Origin of the sequence: Chryseobacterium sp. WLY505, assembly GCF_030846215.1 — a bacterium.
Classification (GTDB): domain Bacteria; phylum Bacteroidota; class Bacteroidia; order Flavobacteriales; family Weeksellaceae; genus Chryseobacterium.
Window position 1 is genome coordinate 131452 of the sequence record NZ_JAVCWI010000001.1, and the last position, 25823, is coordinate 157274.

Consider the following 25823-nt stretch of genomic DNA (forward strand, 5'->3'; position numbering starts at 1 on the left):
AAAATTTGATATAAAAAAGATTTGTAAACTCAGCTCCAAAATATCAAATCCTCTGCAACCCTTAATTATAAATGAAAAATTAACTACAAATAACAGATATAAGTAAAAAATATTAAAATAAATTACAATTTAAGTGTTTTAATATTAAAAATTCATTAAATTTGGTTAAAACTAAACCCATCAAAATCAATTAAATATGAGACAAAATTACTTGTTCATCGTACTATGCAGCCTTGTGCTCTTAGTAAACTGTAAAGGAGGTGATGACTCAGTGAATCCAGAAAATTCCAAACCTGTAACCGGAATAGTAGAAGGTAAAGTATTTGCTAAAAACGGAACAAAGCCGATTGGCGGCGCCACGGTATTTACTATTGACAGCAAAAATCAGGTTTATCACACTTATTCCAATGCGGATGGTTCATTCAGCCTGACTGCACCTGAAGGAAATACAACCCTTCACATTCAGACCGGTAATGGTCTTAATTTCAGAACAGAGATTCCCATTACGGTAAAAAAGGATGAAACAACCAGTGTTCCCACCAAAGATTCAAAGCTGAATCAGATTGCAAAAATAGCGTATGTAGAAGGTAGTTATGACGAAATAGAGGCTATTATAACAAATCTTGGTTATACGGCGACAGAAATCAGCTATCAGGATTTAAAAAACTTCAACACCATTTCTCAGTATGATATTATTTTCCTGAACTGCGGTTCACGTAATCTGGCCCAGACGGGAACCAGCTCTCCTGGTAACGACCTTTCTGTTTTCAGTAATCTCTCTACTTTTATCACAAACGGCGGAAGCATTTACAGCTCAGACTGGGCGGCTGCCTATCTGGTAGGCGGGAATCAAAATGCGCAATCCTGCGGTATCGCCGGAGGATTTCTGGATTTTACGAAGATCTGTTTTAATATCAATGGAAATGCCGGTATGTATAACAACTGCACTGTTTCCAATACTGCTATGGCTTCAGCATTAGGATTTAGTACTTTAGATATCCAGTATGATATGTCTCTGTGGCAAAAAATCCAGTATTATGATCCTTTATTCTGGGAAGTATTGGTACAGAAAGATAACGAACCGCTGATGATCAGAACCAATAAGTACGTGGATAAAACGGCTCCTAAGATCACTGTGGGAACGTCTTTAAACAATAATCATATGACGATCTGCCATCATACAGCCAGTGGCAACACTGTTACCATTACCATTAATCAGAATGCGTGGAATGCTCATCAGGCGCACGGCGATTATATGGGCTCATGTTCAGGAACAACAAACAGTGGAAATATCTATTATACCACATTCCATAACCATGCAAGTGGAAATATCGGTAAAGCAGGACCGATTCTGGAATACGTCATCTTAAATTTGTAATAAAATTTTATAACTCAGTTCTCAAAGTGGCTTTTTATAAGGCCACTTTTTTTATATTGCATCTTTAATTTTTTAAAGAATGGATACAACGATTATTAATATTTTCTGCCTTATTTTATTATTTATAGGAATATTAGGAACTTTTCTTCCGGTATTGCCCGGTCTTTTGCTGAGTATCTGCGGACTGTTGATCTATAAATTCGGGACCGATGCGGATCTTCCGATGATTTACATCTGGGCATTCGGAATTCTTACAGCTGCTTCTGTGGTGTTAAGCTATGTAATTCCGGCAAAGACCAACAGAAAATATGGAGGTACACGTTGGGGAAGTATCGGTTCTGTGGTAGGAACTATTGTTGGGATATTTATTCCGATTCCGTTGGGATTTCTGATAGGAATGTTTGCAGGAGTATTTATTGGTGAGTTACTCCACGACAGCAAGGATATGAATAAAGCCTTACGATCCACCAAAGGAGCACTGATTGGATTCATTTACGGAACCGGATTCAGTTTTGTGGTAGGAGTGGCAATGTTTTTGGTAGTATTACTTAATATGTTTAACGTCATTTAATTAAATATAAGAAACTATGTTCCATAAAATTGTCATACTCAGTCTGGGAATATTTGCATTAACAGGATGCGATGCCCAAAAGAAATCCAGGATTAATACAAAAGCTACTGAAATGTCCACAGGTACAAAAACAACAAGCTCTGATCATCAGAAAGACGGCGTTATTTATCTTACTGAAGGAGAAAATAAGTTTTTAAGAGAATACCAGATGAATGTGACATTCAAAGGAGTTTCTGAAGACAGCCGTTGTCCTGAAGGAGCCCAATGTATATGGGCTGGTGTTGCTCTTGCTCAGGTGGAAGTAATGGGAACTTCTACCCGACCGATGATTCTGAACCTAGCCAGCGCAGATTATCCGGCAAGAAATTATCAACAGTCGACAGAATTCAACGGATACACTATTACATTACAGGACATTGCTCCTTATCCAAAATCGCAGGATGGGGCAAAAGCATTAGCCGGAAAATATAAAATCGGAATTACGATAAAAAAAGCAGATCAATCTGCTGATTCTACCAGGAAATAGGCTTTTTCCCTTTGGAAACAAGATATTCATTAATTTTTGAGAAAGGCTTGCTTCCAAAAAAACCTCTGTACACAGAAAAAGGTGAAGGGTGTGCCGATTTAATAATAAAATGTTTAGCCGGATCTATGAGTTCGGCTTTTTTTTGTGCAAAAGCGCCCCATAAAACAAAAACCACATTCTCTTTTTTATCTGAAATTTCCTTAATAATAAAATTTGTGAACTTTTCCCAGCCAAGGTCTTTATGAGAGTTCGGTGTATGGGCACGAACCGTTAACGTAGCATTCAGTAATAAAACGCCCTGTTTTCCCCAGTCATCAAGTTCTTTGGAAGTTCTTACCACTCCCAGATCATCTTTTAGCTCAATAAAAATATTCTTTAGTGATGGCGGTGCTGCAACCTGCTCAGAAACAGAGAAACACAAACCATTCGCCTGATAATCATTATGGTAAGGATCCTGGCCAATAATCACCACTTCAACATCATCAAAAGCTGTAAGTTCCAATGCTCTGAAAATCTGATTTTTGGGTGGAAAAACTTTGGTTGTTGCATATTCATTCTTCACTTTCTCCCAAAGGGTGGTAAAGTATTCCGTACTTTTTATCGGGGCTAAAATTTCTGTCCAGGTCATAGTGCAAAAATAATAATATTAAAATAAAAAAAGAGCCTCCATTATACTTTAAATATCTTCATTTTTCTTTCAATCAGCATATACGAAAAATTGGACAGCAATAATGAAAAAGAGATTAATAACAGATTATTAAGATGCTAGGAATTTTTAATTACAAAATCCTGCTTCTTCACCGTGCAAGTATGAAATATTTCCTAAAAATGAAAAAACACTATCCATAATGCTACAATCCCTCACGTTAAAGATCTTATTATAGTCTTTTCAAACTAAAAATAATATTATCCGGAAAGCCTTCATCTTTTTTTCCTTCCTGCAAAATAAAATGATGTTTTAAAAGAAGTCTTTTTGAATTTTCATTGAATGTATTGGTAATGGCTACAATTTCCTGTAAATGGAGTTCGTTAAACCCATACTCTACTACCGCATTCAATGCTTCAGACATAATTCCCTGCCTGTGATACTCTGGTAATAGCTCATAGCCGACTTCTGCTGTTTTCCGGTCTTCAGAAAAATTCCAGAGACAGATGGTTCCGATAAGATAAGACTGATCTTTTAAAGAAATCCCCCAATAGACCGTTTGATTATTTTGAGTTCTTTGCTTAATCGTCAAAATAAACTGAAGCGCATCATAATTGGTCTTTGGTGAAACTCTTTTCACAAATTTATTGACCTCCGGATTACCACGGATTCTTAAAATATCTTCTGTATTATTTTCATTGATTCCTTTTAAAATCAATCTTGAGGTTTCTAGTTTCACATCTCAAATGTAATAAAAAGAATAGCATACATGGATATAAATACAAAGGTTATTGCATTTTATTACTCATTTTAAGTGAGCAAAGAAATACGGCTAAATCGCTGATGAAGTGGAAGAATGACCGAACCGCTCAGAAAGAATCAATGTATTGATTCCACTCTTTGCTTCCTTAAAGGGATAAGGTTTAGTAATAAAAACTTTGCGTTAAAAAAATTGATCTTTTTTGAAGTTTTAAAATTTTTAATAAAAAAAGTACTCTATCATCATCAAATTCACAGGTAATTTATTCTGTAAATCTCTCAGATATACGTAATAATCAAAATTCTCACTAAATTTGCACTGTGTATATAGATAAAGAAGATTTAGACGAATTAGAGTTTCCGCAATTGCTCGCGGAAATCTCCCCATTTGCGTATTCTCCGAAAACAAGAGAAAAAATTCTTCAACTTCGTCCGATGGAAATTGACGAGGCGGAACTTTCATTAAAAAAAACCTCAGAATATCTGTCGAGTTTTGAAAGTTCAAATGCGATTCCGTTTGATGAATATGAAGATATTGAAAGTGAGCTGAAATTGATGCTGATTGAGAATTACCGTCTGGAAAATGCTGCTTTCATCAAAATAAAAACCATCACGGAACAGATCGGAAGACTTCAGAAGTTCTTCCCTACCATGCCGGAAACGTTTCCTACTTTATTGGAAGAAGCTTCTGTACTGGAATTCAGAAAAGAGATCATTGAGAAGGTAGATAAGGTTTTTAACCGTTTTGGTGAAGTAAAAAATGAAGCTTCTCCTGCTCTGAAAGGGATAAGAACTGAAATTCAGCTTGCTAAAAAGGCGATTCAGGAAAATTTCAACCGTGCGCTTACCACGTATGGACAGAGTGACTTTCTGGATGATATCAGAGAAACGATTATTGACGACCAAAGGGTTCTGGCTGTAAAATCAGGATTCAAAAAAAGGGTTGCGGGAAGAACATTAGGAATTTCCAAGACAGGTTCCATCACGTATATTCAGCCGGACAGTGTGGTAAAACATTATTTCAAGCTGCGTGAAAATGAAGAGGAAGAAAAAAAAGAAATTGATAAAGTTCTCCGTAAACTTACTGCAGAACTGGCCGAATTTCAACCTCAGCTATGGAGATATCAGGTTTATATTTTTGACCTTGACCTTACGAGAGCAAAAGCCAAATTTGGTGAATTGATTAACGGAGTTCTTCCAAAAATCAACCATCATAAAACGCTGAGATTAAAAGATGCTTATCATCCTCTTTTATGGTTAAGAAACAAGGTCGAAAACAAAACCATTCACCCTCAAACACTTACCTTAACAGAACATAACAGGATTATCTGTATTTCCGGTCCGAATGCGGGCGGAAAATCGATTACCCTGAAAACGGTTGGATTATTACAACTGATGATTCAGAGTGGTATTCTGGTTCCGGTTCACCCTAAGTCTGAAATGTTTTTCTTTGAGAAGATCATGACTGATATCGGGGACAACCAGTCCATTGAAAATCATTTATCCACCTATTCATCAAGGTTGAAGAAAATGTCCGGAATCATTCGTGAAGCTGATGCCAATACACTTCTGCTTATTGATGAGTTCGGGACAGGTTCTGATCCGGAGCTTGGAGGTGCGCTGGCAGAAAGTTTTATGGAGTTTTTCTATGACAAAAAGAGTTTCGCCATCATCACGACGCATTATACCAATATTAAACTGGTAATAGAGCAGCTTCCCAATGCCCAGAATGCAGCTATGCTTTTCAATGAAGAAACACTGGAACCGATGTATAAGCTGGAAGTGGGACAGGCAGGAAGTTCATTTACTTTTGAAGTTGCAGAAAAGAATAAAATTCCGAGATTCATTATCCACTCTGCGAAGAAAAAAGTAGAGCATGATATTGTTAATCTTGATAAAACGATTGTAAAACTGCAGCAGGAAAAATTTGAGGTTGAAAAACTGAAATCTGATCTTGCAGAAAGGAAAGAGTCTGTAGAAGATAAACGTGATAACCTTCAGAAACTGAATGAGCAGCTTCAGCAGAAACTTTTCAATTTCCAGAAATTATATGAAGAGGAACACCGCAAACTACAGTTCGGAAATAAGATTGAAACATTCATTGACAGCTATACCAAAGGTAAATCCAGGAAGGATGTTGTAAAAGATTTTGTAAAACTTCTTGAACAGGAGAAATTCAGAAAACTGGGCAGTGATAAGGATGAAACCAAACGCCTGCAGGTTGTTAAGAGAAAAATCACTCAACAGCTGAAAAAGGAAGAGGTTATTGAAAAAATTGCTGAGACCAATGAAAAACTGGAAGAGAAACGCAAAACCGACCGTGCTGTGTGGATGAAAATCGGACAACGTGTTCGTATTACCGGAAGCACCAGTGTGGGAACCATTGAAAAAATTTCCAGAAACAAAGTAATTGTCAATTACGGAACTTTCAAGACCACAATTGATGCGGATGAACTTGAGAGAATTTAATAAATAAAAAATTAATTTAACGCAAATACAAAGAGAGAGCACCAGAAGGTACTCTCTCTTTTTTATTTCTTAATAAATTTTAATCGGGTTACCTTTTCTTTATCTTTCAGCTGGATAAAATAAACTCCTTTTGACAAATGGTTAAGGTTTACATGATGATCTGAAACTTTTCCTCCGTTAATTTTCTGTCCTGCAGCATTGTAAATTTCATAATCCGCTGCTTCTGAAATTCCTGAAATATTTAAGACATCAGAGGCAGGATTGGGAGAAATACTAATTTCTTTGTTCTTTCCCGCAGATTCTTCTATTGCTAAACTTGAAGCATCAATAAACTCAACTTCATAATCCTGTATTTCATTTGTAGGACCACAATTCGTAAAATAAGGTGTAGTATTCGATATTACCCTCATCGCTACCTTACAATCTACTTGTCCGGCTTGTAGAGGCACATTAAAAGTAGCTGTAGGATTCATATCTGTACTATTACTTGAATATAGTATTCTTTCACTAGAAGGATCAAAAGCTCTATCTCCATTGTAATCAATCCAAATCCCTATCGTAGTGGGATTTTGAGTTGCAGGTCCCGCTTTAGTAACAGAAATAGTATTATTACTGCTTCCGCGCACCAATTTTACTTTACGAGTGGGATCCGAGCGGAAATTTGCGTAAGCTTTTGTTCCTGTTGAATTACTAGTCATCTGCGGCAAATCAGTTGCATTAAGTGTAACATTAGATGCATATAGATAAGGGGTAATTGTAGCAGTAGAATTTTCAATACAGTACCACATTGGTGTTGTAAAAGTAATAGGTACTGAATATCCTCCGCCTGCTTGTACATATTGTACTTTTACTTCATAAGTTGTACACTGTGTCAAACTAGAGATTGTCATCGAAGTACTTGTAGTATATGTGCTATTTGAACTTGTTTCTCCCACTTTTTTATAAACAACCATACTTCCTGTTCCTATTTGAGGAGTCCAGGAAATAGTGGCACTGGTAGGAGTTATATCTGTTATAATAACATTTGCAGGTGGCAATAATAATGAAACTGGATTTTCTTTGATTTTCAATACATTGCATTGATAAAATGAAATAATTGACAAAAGAAATAGCATAAACATTTTTTTGATCATGATTATATAGTTTGGTATTCCTCCCAAATTTAATCAAAATTTCGGTTAAAATAGAGATAGTTTAAGACCATTCATTCTTATGTTATTTCTTAATAAATTTTAATCGGGTTACCTTTTCTTTATCTTTCAACTGGATAAAATAAACACCTTTTGACAAATGATTAAGGTTTACATAATGATCTGAAACTTTTCCTCCGTTAATTTTCTGTCCTACAGCATTGTAAATTTCATAATCCGCTGCTTCTGAAATTCCGGAGATATTTAAAACATCAGAGGCAGGATTGGGATAAATTTCAGGTTTTACAGACTTTCTTGATTCTTCCACTCCAAGGGTGAGATTGATCAAATCTACTCCATAATCTTCAACTTCCCCATAGGTAAATGTACTGCAGGCATCTAAAGGTATTGTTTGACTGGAAATAACCCTCATGGTAACACCACATAGTGTCACTGCTGCCAGACTTGGAATCGTAAACACAGATACAGCCGGTGCTGCCTGAGTGACATTATTGGCGACCATCACTCTTTCGTTGGATTCAAAAATTCCGTTGGCATTAAGATCAATCCACGCCGTTACTGTTGTTGTACCTGGAGTTGCCGTCCAGGTATTGGTTACTGAAAGCTTATTTCCTGTAGTTCCTATAAAAAACTTAACTCTACGGCTTAGGTCACTTCTGTAATCTATATAATTGGAAGGTCCGGAATCGCTTACCATTGGAGAGGTAACTCCTGTAGAATTTACAGTCACATTGGAAATATGCATCATCGTGGTATCTGTAGAAGCACTTGCACAATAATTAATGGTAGTGGTAAAAAATATAGGATTAGACCATAATCCCTGTGTCGTACACACTTTCACTACCTGTACTTCATACACTGTACAAGGCTGCAAACCTGTAATTGTGAAAGAGTTTTGACCCGATACGGGTGTACCCGTCATCCAGAAAGTTGTTCCTGGTATTCTATATCTTATCATATTATCCGGAGTATTAGGATCTGCAGTCCAGGTAACTGTTCCAGAAGTAAGTGTTATATTCGACATCTGAACTCCTGTTGGAGCATTGGTATCACAGTACAATAAAGATTGAGGTTCTTCTTCTATTTTGTGGGCTGCCTGAAGGCTTGAAATTCCCAACATAAAAGAGAATACAAAAAGTAGTTTTTTGGTCATGTTTATTAGTTTTAAAATTTCCTTGAAAAATAGGGTATTTTTTCAAATATAGCTTAGACTTTCTTCATATAGCTTTGTATTTTTTAATATATTTGATAATAAAGTGTAAAACACACAGAAACTTCATGCTTCTAATATGTTCAAAAGTATTTCTACTCTCTGGATTTTTTATAAAAAAATAATAATTCCCACCTTGATATTTTCTTTATTGGCTTCTTGTTTATCCTCTTTCAGTATTGAGAATTTCGGATTGAGTTTTCTTTTAATATCTCCTGTCCTTCATTACTTTATCTATGAACTCCGGTTTAAAAATGAATATTACTTTTATGCCAATTTAGGATTTTCCAGAAGTTTCCTTTGGGGATTCACGGTAGCCTTCTGTTTGATTGTCAAAATAATAACAGGAATTTTATGAGTAAGCTTCATATTGACAGCATAACCAAATCTTTTAAAGAAAATAAGATCCTTCAAGATATTTATTTAGGATGTGAAACCGGGCAGATTATTGGAATTCTGGGCAGAAATGGTGTTGGAAAATCAACCTTGTTAAAAATTATTTTCGGAACTGAGTATGGTGATAGTCAGTTTATAAAATATGACAACACTATTCTGAAAAGTATGTCCGATAGAAAAAACAGAATTGCTTACTTACCTCAGAATCTCTTTCTGCCAAAATTTATAAAAATCAAAAACCTGATTCCTCTTTTTTGTAATCAAAAGAATACTGAGCTACTTTTTACATCAGAATTCGTACAGCCTTTCCTTCATGAAAAACCTAAAAATCTTTCCAAAGGTGAACAGAGAATTATTGAAACCTTGATGATTATTTATTCTGAATCGCATTTTATTTTACTGGACGAGCCTTTCCACAGTCTTTCTCCAAAAGTTTCTGCAGCATTGAAAGCTGCAATTATTGAACAGTCTGAGAATAGGGGATTCATTATTTCTGATCATAATTTTAAGGATGTTCTGGATATTTCTAAAATCACATATCTGCTTTCGGACGGTCATCTGAAACAAATACAAGATTTTAAAGAACTGCAACGGTATAATTATCTTCCGAAAAGCATTTAATTTATATATTTGAAGGATCAAAAAATTTTCATGATGACTTTCATAAACAAAGCATTCTATTTATCCGCTTTCAGTATTTTATCTATTGCTTTTGTAAAAGGGCAGACTAAAGTTCCTTTTGGAGTTGTAAAAGCTGAAGAAGGATATGCCAACGTACGCGTACATAAAGACGATTACCGAAAAATTGTAGATAAGATCCGTATGCGTAAAGGAGATGTATTTGTTTATGTAAAACCTGCTCCCGGAGAAACGGAATGGATCTGGATCAAATATCCTGAAAAACAGGATGACGACAAACCTTTTGTACGGTATGAAACTCTGGATAAAGAAGGAATGGTAAATAAAGGACGTATTGCGTATGTGGACGAGCTTCCCGCTTATACTCCATCCAAATCCAAAAACGGAAGATCCCTGATCTTCACCGACAACTCTGATCCAAAAATCCCTACTGCCCAAAGGAGCAAAGTGGTAATTGATATCTATCCGTCCAATGCCGGATACCGTAAAAAGGAAAAAGATGCAGATGGAAAAATTCTCACCATTGATAAAGTGAAACCATGGGGAATCGGGAATGATCTTCCTGAAGGTATGACTGAAATCAAATCCATCAGAGTACAGCAGCCCGGAAGAGGATCTGTTTTTGTAAGAGAAGCTATCAAAAATATGTTCCAGCCTACCATGGATTTTGAGAACATTGGAGTAACTTCCCTTGACAATGATAATATTTTCCTTTATATGATCAACGGTTCAGGAGAAAACAGATATACCACACTCTGGACGATTAAGAAAGGAAGAGTAATCAGCCAGATTATTTATCATAATCCGGAATAAATTCATTATTTTTGCATTCGAAAAGTTTTTACGCTTATTCATCACAGAAATTGGTTCTGCATCACTGCAGATTAAAAGGGAACCGTGTGAAAATCACGGACTGTCGCGCAACTGTAAAGTAACTGAAGTCTTTATCAAAGATCCACTGTGCGAGGCATGGGAAGGAGATAAATGATGTTACAAGTCAGGAGACCTGCCTTTTTCTTAAACATGTAACTTTCGCGATTTGAAGTTGTATTGATCTGATGGATTGTTTCAGGAATTCTATAAGTTCCTGTCATTATTCTGTTGTTTCCAATCATTTCCTATCGCTTTAATTAATAATGATATATGACTACAGAAGAAAGAATTGAAGCATCCGAAACCAGAATCTTTAAAGCGGTTTTCCCCAACACCACCAATCATTACGATACCCTTTTTGGAGGTACTGCAATGCAGCTGATGGATGAGGTAGCTTTTATCACCGCAACCCGTTTTGCCAGAAAAAGAGTGGTAACGGTAAGCAGCGATAAGATCGATTTCAAAAAGCCTATTCCTGCCGGAACCATTGTGGAACTGATCGGGAAAGTTTCATACGTGGGAAAAACCAGTATGAAAGTAAATGTTGAGATTTACACCGAACAGATGTACTCCTATGAAAGAGAAAAAGCAATTATAGGTGATTTTACTTTTGTAGCGATTGACGAATTCAAGAAACCAATCCAGATACTATAAATAAAATTTCGGGCGGCCAAAGGCCGCCCGAAGCTTTATATATTTTTCATTGAAATTACTTCAGCACTTTTTCTGTTTCCAGACTTTTACCCAATAAAAGCTCAAACGCCTCTCCCATTTCATCCGATGCTCTGCTGATCGCATTTTCAAGCATATTTCGGATTTGTCTTTCTGTCACTCCAGCTTCAGTCCAACTCTTTCCGGAAGTATGAGAATTTAAGATAAACGGCATGATTCTGTCGATCCCACACGCAAAAATAGCGTCTGGTGTTTTCTCATCTTCAAACTCCAGCCATAAATTAAAAAATTCAGTACGCAAAGGTTCATCCAGAATTCCAAAGATTTTCTGAGCAGAAGCTTTCTCTCTTTCAAACTTTCCTACCATGGCTTTTTCATCAAAAATAAAAGTATCTCCGGCCTCAATCTCTACAAGATCGTGGATAGAAAGCATTCTTATCACCCTTAGCAAATCTATATCTGCACGGTTTTTAGCATACGGATAAAGGATTTGAGCCAGAATAATAATCTGCCAGGAATGTTCCGCCGTATTCTCTCTTCGGGAATCGTCTGCATTATAGTTTCGTCGTTGTACATTTTTAAGCGCATCTACTGCCAGAATAAAATCGATCTCTTTCTGAATTTTCATCTTACTTCTTATTTCTGTTATATTGATCAGACGGATATACCTTTGTTTTGGTAATCCATTTATTATTTATTTTTTCTTTAGTGATTACTTTTACACTACCTTCTATACTCATATCCTCTTGTTTTTCGAGGACCTTTTCCAGCCCTTTATTCGGAATTACAGCATATTCTGTGGTAAAAAAATCACAGCACCCGGATTTCCCATAGGAAATAAGACGTTTACGCCGGGCATCAACATCAAAGATATCCAGGCCGTTTGAGCCCAGTTCTGTAAGTTCATCGCTTTTTACAAACCCCATTCTTGTTTTGTTGAAGACATATACGTCATAAGATGCCCCGCTGTAATTTCCCATATTTCCGTTCCTTACCGCAACATCTTCCGTTCCATCAAAATTAAAGTCATCTATAATCACAGCCCGTTGATCTTTCAAAAGGGGGATCAATTTCCCCTGGATCGGCTTTTGACCTTGTTCTGTATATAAAACCAGATCCTCTGAGACAAAAGTCTGTACCTTGCTGTTTTTATGATCAAACAGCTCCACCGTTCCCTTTCCTCCGCATCTGTCGTCGTAACAATCTTCTATCTGGATGACGGCATCATAACTTTTTGATACATTTTTAACCTCAAACTGATACTGTCCGAAATATAAGGGACCCAATAAAAGGAATGACGATAAGTGCTTGTACTTATTCAAAATATTCATGGTACTAGTAAATGATTTAGGTGTTTTTTATTGCTAACAAAAATACGAATCATAATACCGATATCAAAACACCGGTCTCATTATCTGGCAGAATTACCTTTTCAATAAAAGCCTATTCATAATAAGGAGCTGTCTCCCGCTATCCGCTCTTACTCCTCGCGCCTGCCTAAAGCCATAGCTGCTGTGGGGTAACCGCTGCTATCGGGGCTAGAACATGAGTGATAAGTGATAAGTGATAAGTGATAAAAGATCATTTTTTCTCTCCAATTTTCAAAATTCTATGTAAAAATTTAAAAATTCTCAGACATTTTCTTCTAAAATCCGTTTGACTCAAAATTGATGATTAAAATTATTATATTGATTTTCAACATTTTAAACAATTTATTTTAAAAATTTCACTACTTTGTATTGCATAATACCATTTTATTTACATATCTTTGTAATGTAAAATTAGAATAGGCTCAGCTAGCTAGGGGCATTTTTCTAAAAATATAACTAATTAACAAAACTTATCAAAGATGAATACCGAAAATACCAAAGCGCAAATGCGAAAAGGAATTCTGGAATTCTGTATTCTAAGTCTCATCAATAATCGCGAAATGTATGTTTCTGATCTTATTGACGAACTGAAAAAAGGAAAACTGGATGTAGTGGAAGGGACCCTCTACCCTCTTCTTACAAGACTTAAAAACGGAGAGTTTCTCTCTTACAGATGGGAAGAATCTACAGGAGGACCACCCAGAAAATATTATCAGATCACAGAAAAAGGAAAACTTTTCCTGGATGAACTACTCAATACATGGAATGAACTGACAGCCTCAGTAAACCAAATCACCCAACAAAATTAAAAAACAAAGCTATGAACAAGACACTCTCAATAGGACTCGCAGGTTTTTCTTTTACCATAGAAGAACACGCATATATAAAGCTCAGCGATTACCTGAATGCACTGAGAAGCTCTCTGGATGCTTCTGAGGCTGATGAAGTAATGCATGACATAGAAATAAGAATGGTGGAGATTTTCAAAGATTCTTTAGGAAAACGTGAAGTGATCAACGATACCGATGTAGAAAAGGTAATCGCACAAATCGGAAGTCCTGAAAAAATCGAAGAACAGGAAGAAGCTTATTTTTCTGAAAAAACATCTTCCAGAAAACAATATTCTGGATCCAACTATACCGATAAAAAACAATTGTTCCGTGATCCGGAAAAACAAAAAGTAGCAGGGGTTTGTGCAGGTTTAGCTCAATATGTAGGAATGGATATTACTACCATGAGAGCAATTTGGCTGGGAATCTTCGTACTAGGAATTTTTACAGCAGCAATCTCCTCTTCATTAATAGGTCTTTTATATGTAATCCTTTGGATCGTACTTCCAAAAGCTGAAACAGCAGCAGATTTCCTGAAAATGCAGGGAAAGCCTATGAACTTCGACAATCTTAAGAATGAGTCTAATAAATTGGTACAGTTTGCCAATGAATCTACTCAGAGGGTCGGAGAAATATACAACGAAAACAAACCTTATATCAACAACGCAAGCAGCGGAATCTGGAATGTATTCAAGTATATCGTAGGAGGATTCTTCGTATTGATGGCGGTAGGAAGCATAATAGGAGTATTTGTTTTATTCGGTCTTTTCGGGATGGATACAGATTTCCCCGGAGCTAATGAAATCAGATTCTATATGGACGATCAGGGACTTGATAAAGTACTGGCAGCGATGATGGTGATCGGAAGTTTAATCCCGGCAATTCTTTTCAGCTTATTAAGCATCAAGATCTTCTCTCCGAAAACAAAACTGAGAAATATCGGATGGGTTGTAGGTGGTTTATTCCTTCTTTTGATCGGACTTGGAACTTACTTCGGAATCAGCATGGCTAAGAAAGACATGATCTACAGAGGAAGCAAGGAAGATGTAGAAAATGTTGCCATCAACACCACTTCAGATACCGTGTATGTAGATGTAAAACAGATCAACATTCCCCAGAATTTCAAAGGGTACAACAATGATATTTATTCTGATAAAAGAACAGTGTATGAAGAAGATTATATTTCTGTAGATGTAACCAGAAAACCAGATATCAAAACCCCTTATCTGATTATTAAAAAAGAAGGAAAAGGATATAACTTCCCTATTCAGCTTACGGTTCCTGTAGAAGTGGTAAATAACAAAATATTACTTCCCAACTATATCAAATATCCATACGAGCACAGATTCAGAGATTACAGCCTAGATTATGAACTTGTAGTTCCGCAAAAAGCAGTGGTGATCTCTATGAATAAAGACCGTATTCACATGGACGGAGATTTAGACGGAGACGGGATCAATGATGAAGATCAGGACAGCAATGAAGACCATAACAATGTCCGAATTGAAAAAAATAAAATCACGGTAAACGGTTCCAGCATCGAATACAACTCAGATGACAAAGACAGCATCATTGTAAACGGTAAAAAAGTTCCGAACAACCAGGCAAAGAAAGTAATTGATTCTGCAGTGTCTACTATCAAAAAATCAAATAAAGATATGGACATCAAAATCAAAGACGGAAAAAACGAAATTTCCATACAAACTAAATAATTAACTTCAGAGAGTGGTAGAAGGTGTGGGTGGATGGCAACCGTTTGAAATTCACACCCTTCTTCTCTCAGAAAAGTGAAAATAAAACCTCATTTAGTTTCTTATGTGAAAAAAAAGTTTTAATTTCGTAAAGCTAAAATTTAATAACCAACCAATCAAAAACACAGCCTTATCATGATACAATTTGCAATGGAATTCGTAATGAAAATCGTAGATTTAATTAGCGGTTTGTTTTAAGAGCAATAATATTTCAATATATTTGTAAAGTATAACCAAAGTTTGGTTATACTTTTTTGTTTTTAATCCAAGAAATCTATGAAAAAGCTGTTAGGCAAAGCAATGTTAAAAGTATTAGGTTGGAAAGTCGTTCTACAGGGCGATGTCAACAATCTGAACAGGTGTATCCTGGTGGTAGCACCCCATACCCATAATATGGAATACATTTTAGGAAATTTCGCCTATTGGTCTTTGGAGAAACCTTTAAAAATTATCATTAAAGATGCACATACCAAAGCCTGGTATGGTAGTATCGTAAAAGGACTTGGAGGTATCGGGATCGACAGAAGCCAGAAAAATGATCTTGTAAATTTCGTAGCCAATCAGTTCTCTAAAGAAGATTTCAGTCTTGTGATTACTCCGGAAGGAACCAGAAGCTGGGTACCGAAATGGAGAAAAGGATTTTATCATATGGCTTTGGCTGCAAAAGTTCCTATTGTGCTGGCAGCAGGTGATTTTAAAAGAAAAATTGTTTACCTGGGCTACACCATTCCTTATGAAAGAATTGCATCAGTCCCTTTTTCAGAAATAATGCAGGAAATTCAGGACTATTATGTCAAAAATGACATTGTTCCTAAAGTCCCGGAAAACTGGAATCCTAATATTATGGGAACTGAGTCAGAAGCTAGAAGCTAGAAGCTAGAAGCTAGAAGCTAGAAGCTAGAAGCAAAATTAATCATCATTTATCAATTATTAAAAATGAAAGGTCAGACAAAAGAAGAAATATTAGCATTCATCAATAACTGGGGTGATGTAACGCTTGCCAAAACACTTGAAATCAAATTCATCGATATTGATCTCGAAAATGAAACCCTTACCGCAACCATGCCTGTTCTGCCAAGAACTCACCAGCCTTTTGGAATCATGCACGGAGGAGCAAGCTGTGTTTTAGCTGAAACCTTAGGGTCAAGCCTGTCTAATATTTTTATCGATGGCGAAAAATATTACGGAGTGGGAACCAATATCAATTCCAATCATTTAAGAAGCAAAAAAGATGGTATTGTAACTGCTACAGCACGCTTTATCAGAAAAGGCAAAACAATGCACGTTTCTGAAATTGAAATCCGTGATGAAAAAGGAGTTTTGATCAATCATACCACAATGACAAATAATATTATTCACAGATAAGACTTACTGCAACATAAAAAATAAAGAGCTTAAAATAAATTTAAGCTCTTTTTATTTTGACATCTTTAAGACTAGTAATACCTTTGCAAAAAAGAAAATTAGGCTGGGAATTTTCTATAGTATTTCCGGCTGTTGATTTTCAAAATTCCTTCATAGCTCATGATTTATTTCAAACTTCCTTTCGACGAAAGATTATTGTCTGCAGACGAAAAAAACACTAAAAATGCAGTAAACTTTTTTTCTTATAATGGCTCAGATCAGATTACCTTCAACGGAGATATTTTTGAAATAAATCCCACTGAATTTGATAGAACTTTGATCACCAATGAAGCTCTGAATGATGATACCACAAATTCTTCCGCTGAAACAAAAGAAGAATACTGCCACACTTTACAGCAAGTCATTGAAGTCATCAAAGAAAACCATCTGCCAAAGCTTGTTTATTCAAGAAGGAAGATCTTTACAGATTTTCATACAGTCAATTATACAGAGAGTTTTAAAAACTTATGTAAATCGTATCCCAATGCTTTCAGATATCTTTTCAATGACGGAAAAAATGCCTGGATGGGAGCTTTCTCGGAAGTATTAGGGAAGTTTAATAAAAGTACTCATGAATTTGAAACCATGGCCCTTGCCGGAACTCTTCCGGTATCAGAGGAATGGTCTGAAAAAGAAATTGAAGAACAAAAGCCGGTTACCAATTATATTCAGAATATTCTGACAAATTATTCTGACCACATAGACCAGTCGGAAACCTATGACCATATTTCCGGTAATATCAAACATTTACGAACAGATTTTAAGACCAGTATACAACCTGAAGATCTTGATAAAATTATTCAGGATCTGCACCCTACTCCTGCAGTCTGTGGTATTCCAAAAGATTTTTGCAATGAGAATATCCGTAAATATGAAAAATTTCCCCGTGAATTTTATGCTGGTTATATCAAGGTTGAAACGGATGAGAGTATTCTGTACTTTGTCAATCTACGTTGTGCAAGACTTTATAAAAACTCAGTCCATGTTTTTGTAGGAGGTGGAATAACAGCTCAAAGTGATCCTGAAAAGGAATGGAGAGAGACGGAGCTGAAGTCTGAAGCTATTTTGAAAAACCTGGTTATTTTCTAATATTTTTAGATTTGCCCGCAGATTTGCACAGATGTTTGGTATATATTTTCTTTGCTGAGTGCAACGCCTTTGCGAAAGATTTTACGACCATTCATAAAAACCTATGCGAGTATTGTGATAATTATAAGTTTTGGCTAAAGCCAATGGAATATATTTCCTTTGTTTAAACGGGCTAAAGCCCGCTCCTATTGAATTAGACAAATTAATTATTTATGTAATATAGATTGATAATGTTAGATTTGCCCACAAATCGCACAGATTTGCACAGATATCTATATGTATTTTCTTTGCTGAGTAGCAACGCCTTTGCGAACGATTTTAAAAGCCATTTATTATCCTTCTGCGGGCTTTGCGTAATAATAGCTTAGGTCTCTTTATCTTTTTTGAACGGGCTAAGCCCGTTTTTATTGAATTAAACAGATTAATTATTTATGTAATATAGATTGATATTGTTAGATTTGCCCACAGATCGCACAGATTTGCACAGATATCTATATGTATTTTCTTTGCTGAGTGCAACGCCTTTGCGAACGATTTTAAAAGCCATTTATTATCCTTCTGCGGGCTTTGCGTGATAATATTAGGTTTTGGCTGAAGCCAATTAAATCATATGTTTTATTTAAACGGACTAAAGTCCGTTCCTATTGATACAAAAAAAACAGTATTGCATTTAAGACACCTAATTTCTAATCCCTTGTTCCTAATCGCTGCTACCTAATTCCCTTTATCTACACCTAGAAAACAAAAACCTCCTTCAAAAAGAAAGAGGCTATATCTATATTGAAATATTCAATTTATTTCTTTACACCGATTCTGCTCCAGGTATCCATTACGAAAAGCAGGATAAGACCTATGGCAGCAGCTCCAGCTGAGAATGCAAACCTAATGTTATCTTCATCTCCAAGGATATCTGTCGCTTGCCAGTTGATAGCATAAAGATTGATGGTGATGAATACAATAAACAGTACTAAAAATACTTTATAAAACTTCTTCATGACTCTTAAAAATTAATATAATTCTGCACCAACTGGGCAAAATTTGCGGTGAATAATTTAATTGAAATTGCCAAAAGGATAATTCCGAAAACTTTCTGAAGGATCATCAAAGTAGCATCCCCAATTTTCTTCTCCAGCCATTTCGCTGATTTCAGCACCAAATATACGAAAATTGTATTAAGAATAATTCCGCAGATAATATTAATATCATGAAATTCAGCTCTAAGAGACAGTGCAGTGGTTAGGGTTCCAGCTCCCGCAACCAGTGGAAATGCGATGGGCACAATGGATGCAGCCTTTGCTTCGGTGGTTTTATTAATTTCAATTCCTAAAATCATTTCCAGTGCTATGACAAAAATCACAAAAGCTCCGGCAATCGCGAAGGAATTTACATCCACTCCAATAAGCTTAAGAATCTTATTTCCTACGAACAGAAAAACAATCATAATAGCTCCGGCAGTAATGGCAGCCTTTCCGGCTTCAATCTGTCCAAACTTCTGCTGAAGGCTTACGATAATAGGAACTGAGCCGATGATATCGATCACGGCAAAAAGAACCATAAAGCTGGTAACAATCTCTTTAAAAGAAAAACCATCAAAAATTTCCATCTCTTTGTAATTAAAAATTTCGCAAAAATATGAAAATAAACTGATTATTTGCTAATTTGTGAATATAAATTAACAATAGTTTTCAAAAGTTCTTCCAAAGCTTCAGCAGATTTCACAGGATTGTATTTTTCCATCTGAACTTTCTGCTGTAGTTTACTGTATTCTTCTGCAACCGAAGAACCTTTGTGCTTTTCAAGAAAAGTCTTAAACTCCGGAGTAGAGCCTTGAAAATACTGCCCTCTTACTTCTTCATCCAATTCTTCCAGCGTTGCAAAGAACTTTTCATACTCTCCGTTATCCTTAAGATTTTCCAGATATCCGAAATAATCATTGATATCCGTTTTCATCAATTCTCTGATCTCTTTTTCTGTTTCGGCCACTGAACCTAAAGGTTTGGACGGTACAGTTTCCCTAACTAATGCACGTTTTTTTTGCCAATTTTTAAATAGCAGATACCCAACAAATAAGCTGATCAGAATAGCTATATTGGTCAAAAGAATATTCCAGTGGAATTTGCTTTTTTCTTTTACTTTGAATGAAGTGGTTTTTAATACGGGAGTATTTACCGTCTCCAGAAGATTATTGGTATATTCGTTAACCTTTTCTACGGTAGAACGTGCCTCCAGAATCTGATCGTGAGAAAATGCATTCAGGTCCAAAGTTTTCTGTCCAAGATCTATATATTCTTTACTCGCAGGGTCAAAGAAAGCGAATTGTTCTGTTTTAATTGAAATGACACCTGATTTTTTAGGAATAATCACATAATTGGCCAGAATCTCTCCTTTCATTCCTGTAGTTCCCGGAGCTACTTTAGTGGTAATTTTCGGGGCAAAAACTTCATAATCCGGAGAGGCAGCAATTTTAGGAAGTTCCATATCCGGTAAATTACCTTCACCTGAAACTTTTACTACCACATTCAGAGGTTTTTTTGCTTCCGGTTTTTCCTTGGAAGCATTATATACGTTCACATTAAAGTTTCCAACAGCATTTTTAAAACATTCAGGAGCTCCTTCAGGAAGCTTTCTTACGTTGATTTTAACTTTATTGGAAACAATTTTTGTTTTATTGGAGTAAGTACTTACTGAAGCTGATACTCCGGGAACTTCCACATATCCTGCTTCATTCGGAAATACCATAAACATAGCAAGAACCTGCGAAGGCATGTTGCCGTATCCGGAAGGGTCTATCTCAGACTTATCAAAACTAATAGGATGTACGTTGATATTATCCTGTTGCGGAAGATGGATATTTTTCACCTTTCTCAGGTTATCTATATTTCTTGAATACACTCTCAGAACAGCAACAGTAGGCTGATCCTGATAGACATCCCGATCATCAATTTCCATGTTCAGATAAACATCATTGGAAGTATTTGCTGCCAGAGATCTTCTGTCGACAATATCACGGATATTGACATCAAAAGGTTCTGTTTTATAGATTCTGTTGTTGACGGTAACAAGAACGGAACCGATTTTTATTTTCCCTTTTTTCTTAGGTTCAAGAGCAATTCTGGAAACTTTCTGAGTAATTAAAGTATTGGTAGCCGGATCAATCACGGTATTGGTAACAGATCCGCTTCCTATGATATTAAATTTTGAAAGATCCGGAAGCTGGAAACCTGTCTGCTGTACAAGGTCACTTCCGTTAAGTTCAAGAACAATGGTCAGATTGATGATATCCTTACCTGCATATTCGGTTTTATCTGCATCCATTGATAGATTTACCTGTCCGTAAGTAATTACGGATGCCAGAGTAAGCAATATGTAAATCAATTTTTGCTGCATCACCAATCTTTCTCGTTGCTTTCAGGCATCGAATAAGAATTTTTGTTTAAAATTCTTCTGGCGGTTTCTTTTTCTTTTTCGTTTATTTTATCTAAGATCGCATTTTCAAGATTCTTGGGCATTCTGCCTTCATTATTTTGATTCTGCTTAGGATTGTCACCCTGGTCACTTTTGCCTTCGTTTTGTGGGCCGTTACCCTGATCCTGTTTTTTGTCTTTGTCGCCTTTCTGATCATCCCCTTTGTTCTGATCATTTCCGCCGCCACCTTTTCCTGAGTTATTCTGTTCGTTTTTTTGCTGTTGTTTTTCTTTCTCTTTCAGTTTGGCAATCTCATAATTTTTTCTGGTTACCTCACTGTGGGGATCCTGCTTCAAAGCTTTCTTATAATAGTCGGCAGCTTTTTCCGGCTGATTCATCTGCATATAAGCATTCCCTAAATTATGAAGAGCAGCCGCTTTATCGGGTAGTGTCTGTGAAAGTTTTTCTGCTTTTTCAAACTCTGCTTTTGCTTCTTCGTATTTTTTACTTTTATACAATGCATTCCCCATATTGTAGTGAGCGGTAAAATCTTTATCATTGGATTTTATCGCTTCCATGTATTTTGAGGAGGCTCCGTCATAATCTTTACCGTCAAATTTCTGATTGCCTTCATACACTAAATTCTTATAGCTTTCCTGCCCAAACATGAAGCCTGAGAACGAAATGGCAACAATAAACGATAAAAATATGATTTTAGTATTCATTACTTGCAAAATTATTCCTTTATATGTTAAGAAACAGAGTTTTATTTGTTAAAATTCGGTTAAAGTACTTGTAGAATTTCTTCTATAAATAAAGGAATTACACATTAAAATCTTTTTTAGGATTAAAAATATAAATTAAAAAGAAAAACAGAAGAGATACAGCAAGAAAATACTGATAATAATGATTGGCATTCTGTGATTTCACCATAGTTTCTGCACCTGCCGATTTTTTATTCACTGCATCTACAATTCTGTCGGGAGCTTCATTGATATTATTTCCGTCAATATAGGTTCCGTCTGTAGATTCCGCCATTTTCTTTAGTGCTTCCGTCTGTCTTTTTGAAATCACGGTACCTCCGTTGGCATCGGTTTTATAGCCCATCAACTGTCCGAAGACATATTCCGGAACCGGAGCACCTTCATCTGTACCCACTCCTACAGAAGTAATGCTTATTCCTTCTTTATTAGCTAATCTGATGGCAGCGTTATCATTTCCTTCATTATCTTCACCATCGCTCAGCAGAATCACTTTTCTGGATCCTTTGCTTACATTTTTAAATTTTTCAGCAGCAGCCTGCATTCCTTTCAGAAAATCTGTTCCCTGAATCTGCATAGAATTGGTTTCAATACCGCTGATATAAGTTTCTGCAGAATTATAATCGGTGGTCAGAGGCATAATAGACATGGCATTCCCTGCAAAAATCACAATACCTATCTTATCATTATTCATTTTCTTCATGGTAGCCAGCATCAGATTTTTAGCTTCTGCCAGACGGCTTGGTTCTATATCCTCAGCATTCATAGAATTGGATACATCCAGCATAAAAATCACATTATTCAGTTTCTGGGTACTTTTCACTTCTTCGGAACCGTTCAGAAGGTCAATGATAGAGAAAATCAGAAATAATGTCCCTAGTAAATATAATGCAGGAAAAAACTTTGTAAATCCTGATCTTTTTTCAAATAAGTTCTCATGAAACTGGCTGGCCGCAAAAATTTCTCTTTTTTTATTTCTCCATTGTAAAAAACGGATCAAAAAGGTAGCTAACAGCGGCAGAAGCAACAGTAAAAATAAATACCAATAATTTCCTAAAGACCAACTCATCAGCTTAAAATTTTATAAAACACCCATCTCAACAATGCATCCAACACCAACATAGCGAGTGCAATCCAAAGGAATATTTTGAAATATTCTTCATAATTGTACAGCTTGGAAACCTTCACATCAGATTTTTCCAGTTGGTTGATCTCATTGTATACTTCTTCCAGACTACTGTTTGAGGTAGCTCTGAAATATCTACCTCCCGTTGTCTGGGCTATTTCTCTCAAGGTATTTTCATCAATGGTAACCTCTGTTTCGGTAAAGATAAGCTCTCCAAAAATGTCCTGCGATGTAGGCATCAGCGCATAACCATTGGTCCCGATTCCGATTGAATATACCTTTATATTATTATTTTTTGCCAGTTCAGCAGCAACCTGTGGAGGAATTGCATTCTGAATATTGCTTACCCCATCCGTCATTAAAATGACTACTTTACTTTTGGCTTTGCTTTTAATCAAATGATTCACAGCTACGGAAAGGCCTTCCCCGATAGCTGTTCCAGGTTCAAGACCTGCAGAATTCAGATTTTTAATTTCATCAATAACTACCTGGTGATCTGAGGTTACCGGAACTTTAGTAAAAGCTTCTGCAGCATATGCTACCACTCCGATCCTATCATTCGGGCGTTTCTGAACAAATTTTACGGCAATATCTTTCAGGGCGGTAATTCTGTCCGGACTCAAATCCTTTGCCAGCATACTTAGAGAAACATCAATAGATAGCATGATATCCACTCCTTTTGTATCATCTCTGTCCTGAGAAATGGTAAACGTTCTCGGCCTTGCCATGGCAATAATCAATGCGGAAAGAATGATATATTTTGATATTTTCAGTAAAAAAAGTACACCCTGGATACTCCCGCTGTGGTCCATATTTTTTATGGTAGGAACTTTTATACCTTTTCTTTTGCTTCTTCCAATATCTTTAATTAAAAGTGGAATAAACAGCAGAAAAAGCAGCAAAAACCATGGGCTGTAAAACTCAAAATTAAACATCCTTTCTTAAGTTTTCGAATTCTAGATCTTTGGATGATCTTTTCACAAAATCTCTGATATTGGCAAAATCTCTTTCCATCGTTTCCTGATCCGGGAAGGTTTTGGCAAATTTCACGAGGTCTCCCCTAAGGAAAACATCTTCTATTATTTTTTCGTTATCCTGCGAGATGGTATTATTTTTTTTCATGACCTCAATAAGGTCATCAGTAAGAAGTACATCTGCCGGAAGGCGGTATTGTTTTGTGATGAAAGTTCTCGAAATATCGATCAGTTCTACATAAAACGAACGGAAGTTTCCACCTTCAATATATTTTTTCTTTTTAAGAGAATCAAGTTCTTTTAAGGTCTGATTGGTAGCCACTACTGGAGAACTCTTTGATTTTCTTCCCCATTTTACAAACATAATAATAGCAATAATGAGTGCAATTGCTGCCAATGCTGCAAGAATATAAAACTTGTAAAGCTCCCAATAATCTTTGGGTTCAAGTTTCACCTGCTTATTATTCATGATATCATTGATTTGATCCGCTTTTTGAGCCGTATTAATGACATCTATTTCATAAGGAATTGTTTTAAGAATTTTATCTCCTACTTTGAATTCCAGCTCAGGAATGGTAAATTTTCCTTCTTCGAAAACAGCAAATTCTATCTTTCTTTCATAGGTGTTAGCCGTTTGTCCGATGCTGTCTTTGGTTTCTTCAAAATGAAAAGGCAACAGCTCATTCTTAGCTGCTGAAGTAACCTGCTGCTCATTAAGATTGTCAATCTTTATGGTAAGATGATTAATTTCTCCCAGAGCGAGGGTTTTCTTTTCTACGTTAGAGGATAATATCTGTGAAAAAGCATTTGCACAGATCAGAAAAGATAATATTAAAAGTATTTTTCTCAATGTTAAAATAATAAAGGCAAACGCCTTATGTTTTTTTTAGTTACGAGCTCAGCCCGATGTTATTTTTTCTGAAAGTAATTATACAATAATTTTGAATAATCTGAGCCGGTATTGATATTCATAAAACTGGCAGAGCTGTTGGCAAAATCTTCTTCCAGAGCTCTCAGCTTTTGTTTTTGAGCTTCAGCAAAGGTGTAGCGCCATCTCGCACTGGAAGTATTGGCCCAAATTTCTTTTCCGGTTTCCACATCAAGCAAACGGGCATATCCGACATCAGGAATCTCATTATCTTTTTCATCATAAATCCTCATTCCCAGCAACTGATGTTTCTTGGAAGCTACTCTCAGCATTTTGGAATCATAGGCATCTTCAAAATCTGAAAACAGAAATACCAGAGATTTTCTTTTAAAAATCCCCATCATATATTCCATTGCCTTGTCTATTTTAGATTCTGCCGGAACATAATCTGCAGTGAGAATATTGCTGATAATCGAAAGAATATGTTTTCTTCCTTTTTGAGGAGGAATAACCTTATATACTTTATCAGCAAACAAAATCAATCCTACTTTATCATTATTGCCAGCTGCGGAAAATCCTAAACTGGCAGCAATTTCGGCTACATATTCTCTTTTCAGTTGAACCTTTGTTCCATAATCCATGGAAGCGGAAATATCTACAAGAATCATCATCGTAAGCTCCCTTTCTTCTTCCATTACTTTTACAAATGGCTCTCGGAAACGTGCGGTTTTATTCCAGTCGATTCTTCTGATCTCATCTCCAAACTGGTAAGGACGAACTTCAGAGAAAGTCATCCCCTGCCCTTTAAAGGCGCTGTGATATTGCCCCATCAAAGCAGCCTCCGTCTTTTTTCTGGTACGGATTTCAATCTGCTTTACTTTTTTTACAATATCTTTTATCTGCATAGACGAATTTAAAATTCAAGGTTTAAAATTCAAAGTTTAATGTTGGGTGC

At 36.1% G+C, this 25823-nt stretch carries 26 protein-coding genes and 1 riboswitch; of the genes, 12 read left to right on the forward strand and 14 right to left on the reverse strand.

Annotated elements, in window-relative coordinates; all coding sequences use genetic code 11:
- Positions 1 to 196 precede the first annotated feature (196 nt).
- The 3 genes from RAH34_RS00650 (at position 197) to RAH34_RS00660 (ending at position 2475) form a co-directional block, all read left to right on the forward strand.
- Positions 197 to 1378: a carboxypeptidase-like regulatory domain-containing protein gene (locus RAH34_RS00650; RefSeq protein ID WP_306594817.1), complete on the forward strand. Its 1182-nt coding sequence runs from the start codon at positions 197 to 199 to the stop codon at positions 1376 to 1378.
- Between the two features lie 79 nt (positions 1379 to 1457).
- Positions 1458 to 1949: a DUF456 domain-containing protein gene (locus tag RAH34_RS00655; RefSeq protein WP_114819111.1), complete on the forward strand. Its 492-nt coding sequence runs from the start codon at positions 1458 to 1460 to the stop codon at positions 1947 to 1949.
- A 16-nt stretch (positions 1950 to 1965) separates the two neighbouring features.
- Entirely contained in the window at positions 1966 to 2475 is a 510-nt protein-coding gene (locus RAH34_RS00660) for a hypothetical protein (protein ID WP_306594818.1), read from the forward strand.
- On the opposite strand, the gene RAH34_RS00665 is transcribed toward RAH34_RS00660, so the two are convergent.
- Together RAH34_RS00665 and RAH34_RS00670 are read right to left on the reverse strand one after the other, a co-directional pair.
- A complete protein-coding gene (locus tag RAH34_RS00665) occupies positions 2462 to 3103 on the reverse strand; it encodes a uracil-DNA glycosylase (RefSeq protein ID WP_034699835.1) in 642 nt (213 codons plus the stop codon). The two genes, RAH34_RS00660 and RAH34_RS00665, sit on opposite strands and share 14 nt — an antisense overlap.
- A gap of 250 nt (positions 3104 to 3353) precedes the next feature.
- The gene (locus RAH34_RS00670) at positions 3354 to 3860 is read right to left on the reverse strand and encodes a GNAT family N-acetyltransferase (RefSeq protein WP_306594819.1); all 507 of its coding nucleotides are present in this window, start codon (positions 3858 to 3860) and stop codon (positions 3354 to 3356) included.
- A 341-nt stretch (positions 3861 to 4201) separates the two neighbouring features.
- Between RAH34_RS00670 and RAH34_RS00675 the strand changes: the two genes are divergently transcribed.
- Entirely contained in the window at positions 4202 to 6349 is a 2148-nt protein-coding gene (locus RAH34_RS00675) for a DNA mismatch repair protein MutS (protein ID WP_114819108.1), read from the forward strand.
- A gap of 62 nt (positions 6350 to 6411) precedes the next feature.
- On the opposite strand, the gene RAH34_RS00680 is transcribed toward RAH34_RS00675, so the two are convergent.
- The gene (locus tag RAH34_RS00680; protein ID WP_306594820.1) at positions 6412 to 7482 is read right to left on the reverse strand and encodes a T9SS type A sorting domain-containing protein; all 1071 of its coding nucleotides are present in this window, start codon (positions 7480 to 7482) and stop codon (positions 6412 to 6414) included.
- Between the two features lie 82 nt (positions 7483 to 7564).
- A complete protein-coding gene (locus RAH34_RS00685) occupies positions 7565 to 8653 on the reverse strand; it encodes a GEVED domain-containing protein (RefSeq protein WP_306594821.1) in 1089 nt (362 codons plus the stop codon).
- Between the two features lie 411 nt (positions 8654 to 9064).
- Between RAH34_RS00685 and RAH34_RS00690 the strand changes: the two genes are divergently transcribed.
- The 3 genes from RAH34_RS00690 to RAH34_RS00700 all read left to right on the forward strand — a co-directional run bounded on the left by RAH34_RS00690 (position 9065) and on the right by RAH34_RS00700 (position 11272).
- The gene (locus RAH34_RS00690) at positions 9065 to 9727 is read left to right on the forward strand and encodes an ATP-binding cassette domain-containing protein (RefSeq protein ID WP_306594822.1); all 663 of its coding nucleotides are present in this window, start codon (positions 9065 to 9067) and stop codon (positions 9725 to 9727) included.
- 30 nt (positions 9728 to 9757) lie between these two features.
- Complete coding sequence (locus RAH34_RS00695) at positions 9758 to 10558, forward strand: hypothetical protein (RefSeq protein ID WP_306594823.1); 801 nt, start codon at positions 9758 to 9760, stop codon at positions 10556 to 10558.
- 34 nt (positions 10559 to 10592) lie between these two features.
- Positions 10593 to 10774: riboswitch (cobalamin riboswitch) on the forward strand.
- A 114-nt stretch (positions 10775 to 10888) separates the two neighbouring features.
- Positions 10889 to 11272, forward strand: a complete 384-nt coding sequence (locus RAH34_RS00700; protein ID WP_034699813.1) for an acyl-CoA thioesterase — start codon at positions 10889 to 10891, stop codon at positions 11270 to 11272.
- A gap of 55 nt (positions 11273 to 11327) precedes the next feature.
- On the opposite strand, the gene RAH34_RS00705 is transcribed toward RAH34_RS00700, so the two are convergent.
- Positions 11328 to 11918, reverse strand: a complete 591-nt coding sequence (locus tag RAH34_RS00705; RefSeq protein WP_306594824.1) for an HD family hydrolase — start codon at positions 11916 to 11918, stop codon at positions 11328 to 11330.
- Between the two features lies 1 nt (position 11919).
- Positions 11920 to 12621, reverse strand: coding sequence for a hypothetical protein (locus tag RAH34_RS00710; RefSeq protein ID WP_306594825.1), 702 nt, complete (start codon positions 12619 to 12621; stop codon positions 11920 to 11922).
- A 518-nt stretch (positions 12622 to 13139) separates the two neighbouring features.
- Here RAH34_RS00710 and RAH34_RS00715 point away from each other — a divergent pair.
- From RAH34_RS00715 to RAH34_RS00735, 5 genes are all read left to right on the forward strand, one after another.
- On the forward strand, positions 13140 to 13469 hold the full coding sequence (locus RAH34_RS00715; protein WP_002977573.1) for a PadR family transcriptional regulator: 330 nt from the start codon (positions 13140 to 13142) through the stop codon (positions 13467 to 13469).
- A gap of 11 nt (positions 13470 to 13480) precedes the next feature.
- The gene (locus RAH34_RS00720; protein WP_114819101.1) at positions 13481 to 15202 is read left to right on the forward strand and encodes a PspC domain-containing protein; all 1722 of its coding nucleotides are present in this window, start codon (positions 13481 to 13483) and stop codon (positions 15200 to 15202) included.
- A 315-nt stretch (positions 15203 to 15517) separates the two neighbouring features.
- On the forward strand, positions 15518 to 16114 hold the full coding sequence (locus RAH34_RS00725; RefSeq protein WP_114819100.1) for a 1-acyl-sn-glycerol-3-phosphate acyltransferase: 597 nt from the start codon (positions 15518 to 15520) through the stop codon (positions 16112 to 16114).
- 63 nt (positions 16115 to 16177) lie between these two features.
- Positions 16178 to 16606 (forward strand): PaaI family thioesterase, encoded by a 429-nt coding sequence (locus tag RAH34_RS00730; RefSeq protein ID WP_002977570.1) that lies wholly within the window; start codon positions 16178 to 16180, stop codon positions 16604 to 16606.
- A 159-nt stretch (positions 16607 to 16765) separates the two neighbouring features.
- Positions 16766 to 17734 carry a chorismate-binding protein gene (locus RAH34_RS00735; RefSeq protein WP_306594826.1) on the forward strand — a complete coding sequence of 323 codons (969 nt, stop codon included), beginning with the start codon at positions 16766 to 16768 and terminating at the stop codon, positions 17732 to 17734.
- Positions 17735 to 18528: 794 nt separating this feature from the next.
- Here the strand turns inward: RAH34_RS00735 and RAH34_RS00740 are convergent.
- The 8 genes from RAH34_RS00740 to RAH34_RS00775 all read right to left on the reverse strand — a co-directional run bounded on the left by RAH34_RS00740 (position 18529) and on the right by RAH34_RS00775 (position 25773).
- Positions 18529 to 18729 carry a hypothetical protein gene (locus tag RAH34_RS00740; RefSeq protein WP_047434073.1) on the reverse strand — a complete coding sequence of 67 codons (201 nt, stop codon included), beginning with the start codon at positions 18727 to 18729 and terminating at the stop codon, positions 18529 to 18531.
- 5 nt (positions 18730 to 18734) lie between these two features.
- Positions 18735 to 19337, reverse strand: coding sequence for a MarC family protein (locus RAH34_RS00745; protein WP_062674416.1), 603 nt, complete (start codon positions 19335 to 19337; stop codon positions 18735 to 18737).
- A gap of 44 nt (positions 19338 to 19381) precedes the next feature.
- Positions 19382 to 21109 (reverse strand): BatD family protein, encoded by a 1728-nt coding sequence (locus tag RAH34_RS00750; protein ID WP_306594827.1) that lies wholly within the window; start codon positions 21107 to 21109, stop codon positions 19382 to 19384.
- A gap of 11 nt (positions 21110 to 21120) precedes the next feature.
- Complete coding sequence (locus RAH34_RS00755) at positions 21121 to 21864, reverse strand: tetratricopeptide repeat protein (RefSeq protein ID WP_306594828.1); 744 nt, start codon at positions 21862 to 21864, stop codon at positions 21121 to 21123.
- Between the two features lie 97 nt (positions 21865 to 21961).
- Complete coding sequence (locus tag RAH34_RS00760; RefSeq protein WP_306594829.1) at positions 21962 to 22969, reverse strand: VWA domain-containing protein; 1008 nt, start codon at positions 22967 to 22969, stop codon at positions 21962 to 21964.
- The gene (locus tag RAH34_RS00765) at positions 22969 to 23961 is read right to left on the reverse strand and encodes a VWA domain-containing protein (RefSeq protein WP_114819095.1); all 993 of its coding nucleotides are present in this window, start codon (positions 23959 to 23961) and stop codon (positions 22969 to 22971) included. The genes RAH34_RS00760 and RAH34_RS00765 overlap by 1 nt, the downstream gene beginning before the upstream one ends.
- Positions 23954 to 24850, reverse strand: a complete 897-nt coding sequence (locus RAH34_RS00770; RefSeq protein ID WP_114819094.1) for a BatD family protein — start codon at positions 24848 to 24850, stop codon at positions 23954 to 23956. The genes RAH34_RS00765 and RAH34_RS00770 overlap by 8 nt, the downstream gene beginning before the upstream one ends.
- Positions 24851 to 24909: 59 nt before the next feature.
- Positions 24910 to 25773 carry a DUF58 domain-containing protein gene (locus tag RAH34_RS00775; protein WP_076597442.1) on the reverse strand — a complete coding sequence of 288 codons (864 nt, stop codon included), beginning with the start codon at positions 25771 to 25773 and terminating at the stop codon, positions 24910 to 24912.
- Positions 25774 to 25823 lie beyond the last annotated feature (50 nt).

Excerpts from the sequence above, each read along its gene's own strand:
- RAH34_RS00720 (WP_114819101.1), top strand. The coding sequence starts at position 13,481 with ATGAACAAGACACTCTCAATAGGACTCGCAGGTTTTTCTTTTACCATA.
- RAH34_RS00740 (WP_047434073.1), bottom strand. The coding sequence starts at position 18,729 with ATGAAGAAGTTTTATAAAGTATTTTTAGTACTGTTTATTGTATTCATC.
- RAH34_RS00765 (WP_114819095.1), bottom strand. The coding sequence starts at position 23,961 with ATGTTTAATTTTGAGTTTTACAGCCCATGGTTTTTGCTGCTTTTTCTG.
- RAH34_RS00760 (WP_306594829.1), bottom strand. The coding sequence starts at position 22,969 with ATGAGTTGGTCTTTAGGAAATTATTGGTATTTATTTTTACTGTTGCTT.
- RAH34_RS00735 (WP_306594826.1), top strand. The coding sequence starts at position 16,766 with ATGATTTATTTCAAACTTCCTTTCGACGAAAGATTATTGTCTGCAGAC.
- RAH34_RS00700 (WP_034699813.1), top strand. The coding sequence starts at position 10,889 with ATGACTACAGAAGAAAGAATTGAAGCATCCGAAACCAGAATCTTTAAA.
- RAH34_RS00690 (WP_306594822.1), top strand. The coding sequence starts at position 9,065 with ATGAGTAAGCTTCATATTGACAGCATAACCAAATCTTTTAAAGAAAAT.
- RAH34_RS00655 (WP_114819111.1), top strand. The coding sequence starts at position 1,458 with ATGGATACAACGATTATTAATATTTTCTGCCTTATTTTATTATTTATA.
- RAH34_RS00745 (WP_062674416.1), bottom strand. The coding sequence starts at position 19,337 with ATGGAAATTTTTGATGGTTTTTCTTTTAAAGAGATTGTTACCAGCTTT.
- RAH34_RS00755 (WP_306594828.1), bottom strand. The coding sequence starts at position 21,864 with ATGAATACTAAAATCATATTTTTATCGTTTATTGTTGCCATTTCGTTC.
- RAH34_RS00710 (WP_306594825.1), bottom strand. The coding sequence starts at position 12,621 with ATGAATATTTTGAATAAGTACAAGCACTTATCGTCATTCCTTTTATTG.
- RAH34_RS00665 (WP_034699835.1), bottom strand. The coding sequence starts at position 3,103 with ATGACCTGGACAGAAATTTTAGCCCCGATAAAAAGTACGGAATACTTT.
- RAH34_RS00650 (WP_306594817.1), top strand. The coding sequence starts at position 197 with ATGAGACAAAATTACTTGTTCATCGTACTATGCAGCCTTGTGCTCTTA.
- RAH34_RS00685 (WP_306594821.1), bottom strand. The coding sequence starts at position 8,653 with ATGACCAAAAAACTACTTTTTGTATTCTCTTTTATGTTGGGAATTTCA.
- RAH34_RS00725 (WP_114819100.1), top strand. The coding sequence starts at position 15,518 with ATGAAAAAGCTGTTAGGCAAAGCAATGTTAAAAGTATTAGGTTGGAAA.
- RAH34_RS00775 (WP_076597442.1), bottom strand. The coding sequence starts at position 25,773 with ATGCAGATAAAAGATATTGTAAAAAAAGTAAAGCAGATTGAAATCCGT.
- RAH34_RS00695 (WP_306594823.1), top strand. The coding sequence starts at position 9,758 with ATGATGACTTTCATAAACAAAGCATTCTATTTATCCGCTTTCAGTATT.
- RAH34_RS00730 (WP_002977570.1), top strand. The coding sequence starts at position 16,178 with ATGAAAGGTCAGACAAAAGAAGAAATATTAGCATTCATCAATAACTGG.
- RAH34_RS00680 (WP_306594820.1), bottom strand. The coding sequence starts at position 7,482 with ATGATCAAAAAAATGTTTATGCTATTTCTTTTGTCAATTATTTCATTT.
- RAH34_RS00715 (WP_002977573.1), top strand. The coding sequence starts at position 13,140 with ATGAATACCGAAAATACCAAAGCGCAAATGCGAAAAGGAATTCTGGAA.
- RAH34_RS00660 (WP_306594818.1), top strand. The coding sequence starts at position 1,966 with ATGTTCCATAAAATTGTCATACTCAGTCTGGGAATATTTGCATTAACA.
- RAH34_RS00705 (WP_306594824.1), bottom strand. The coding sequence starts at position 11,918 with ATGAAAATTCAGAAAGAGATCGATTTTATTCTGGCAGTAGATGCGCTT.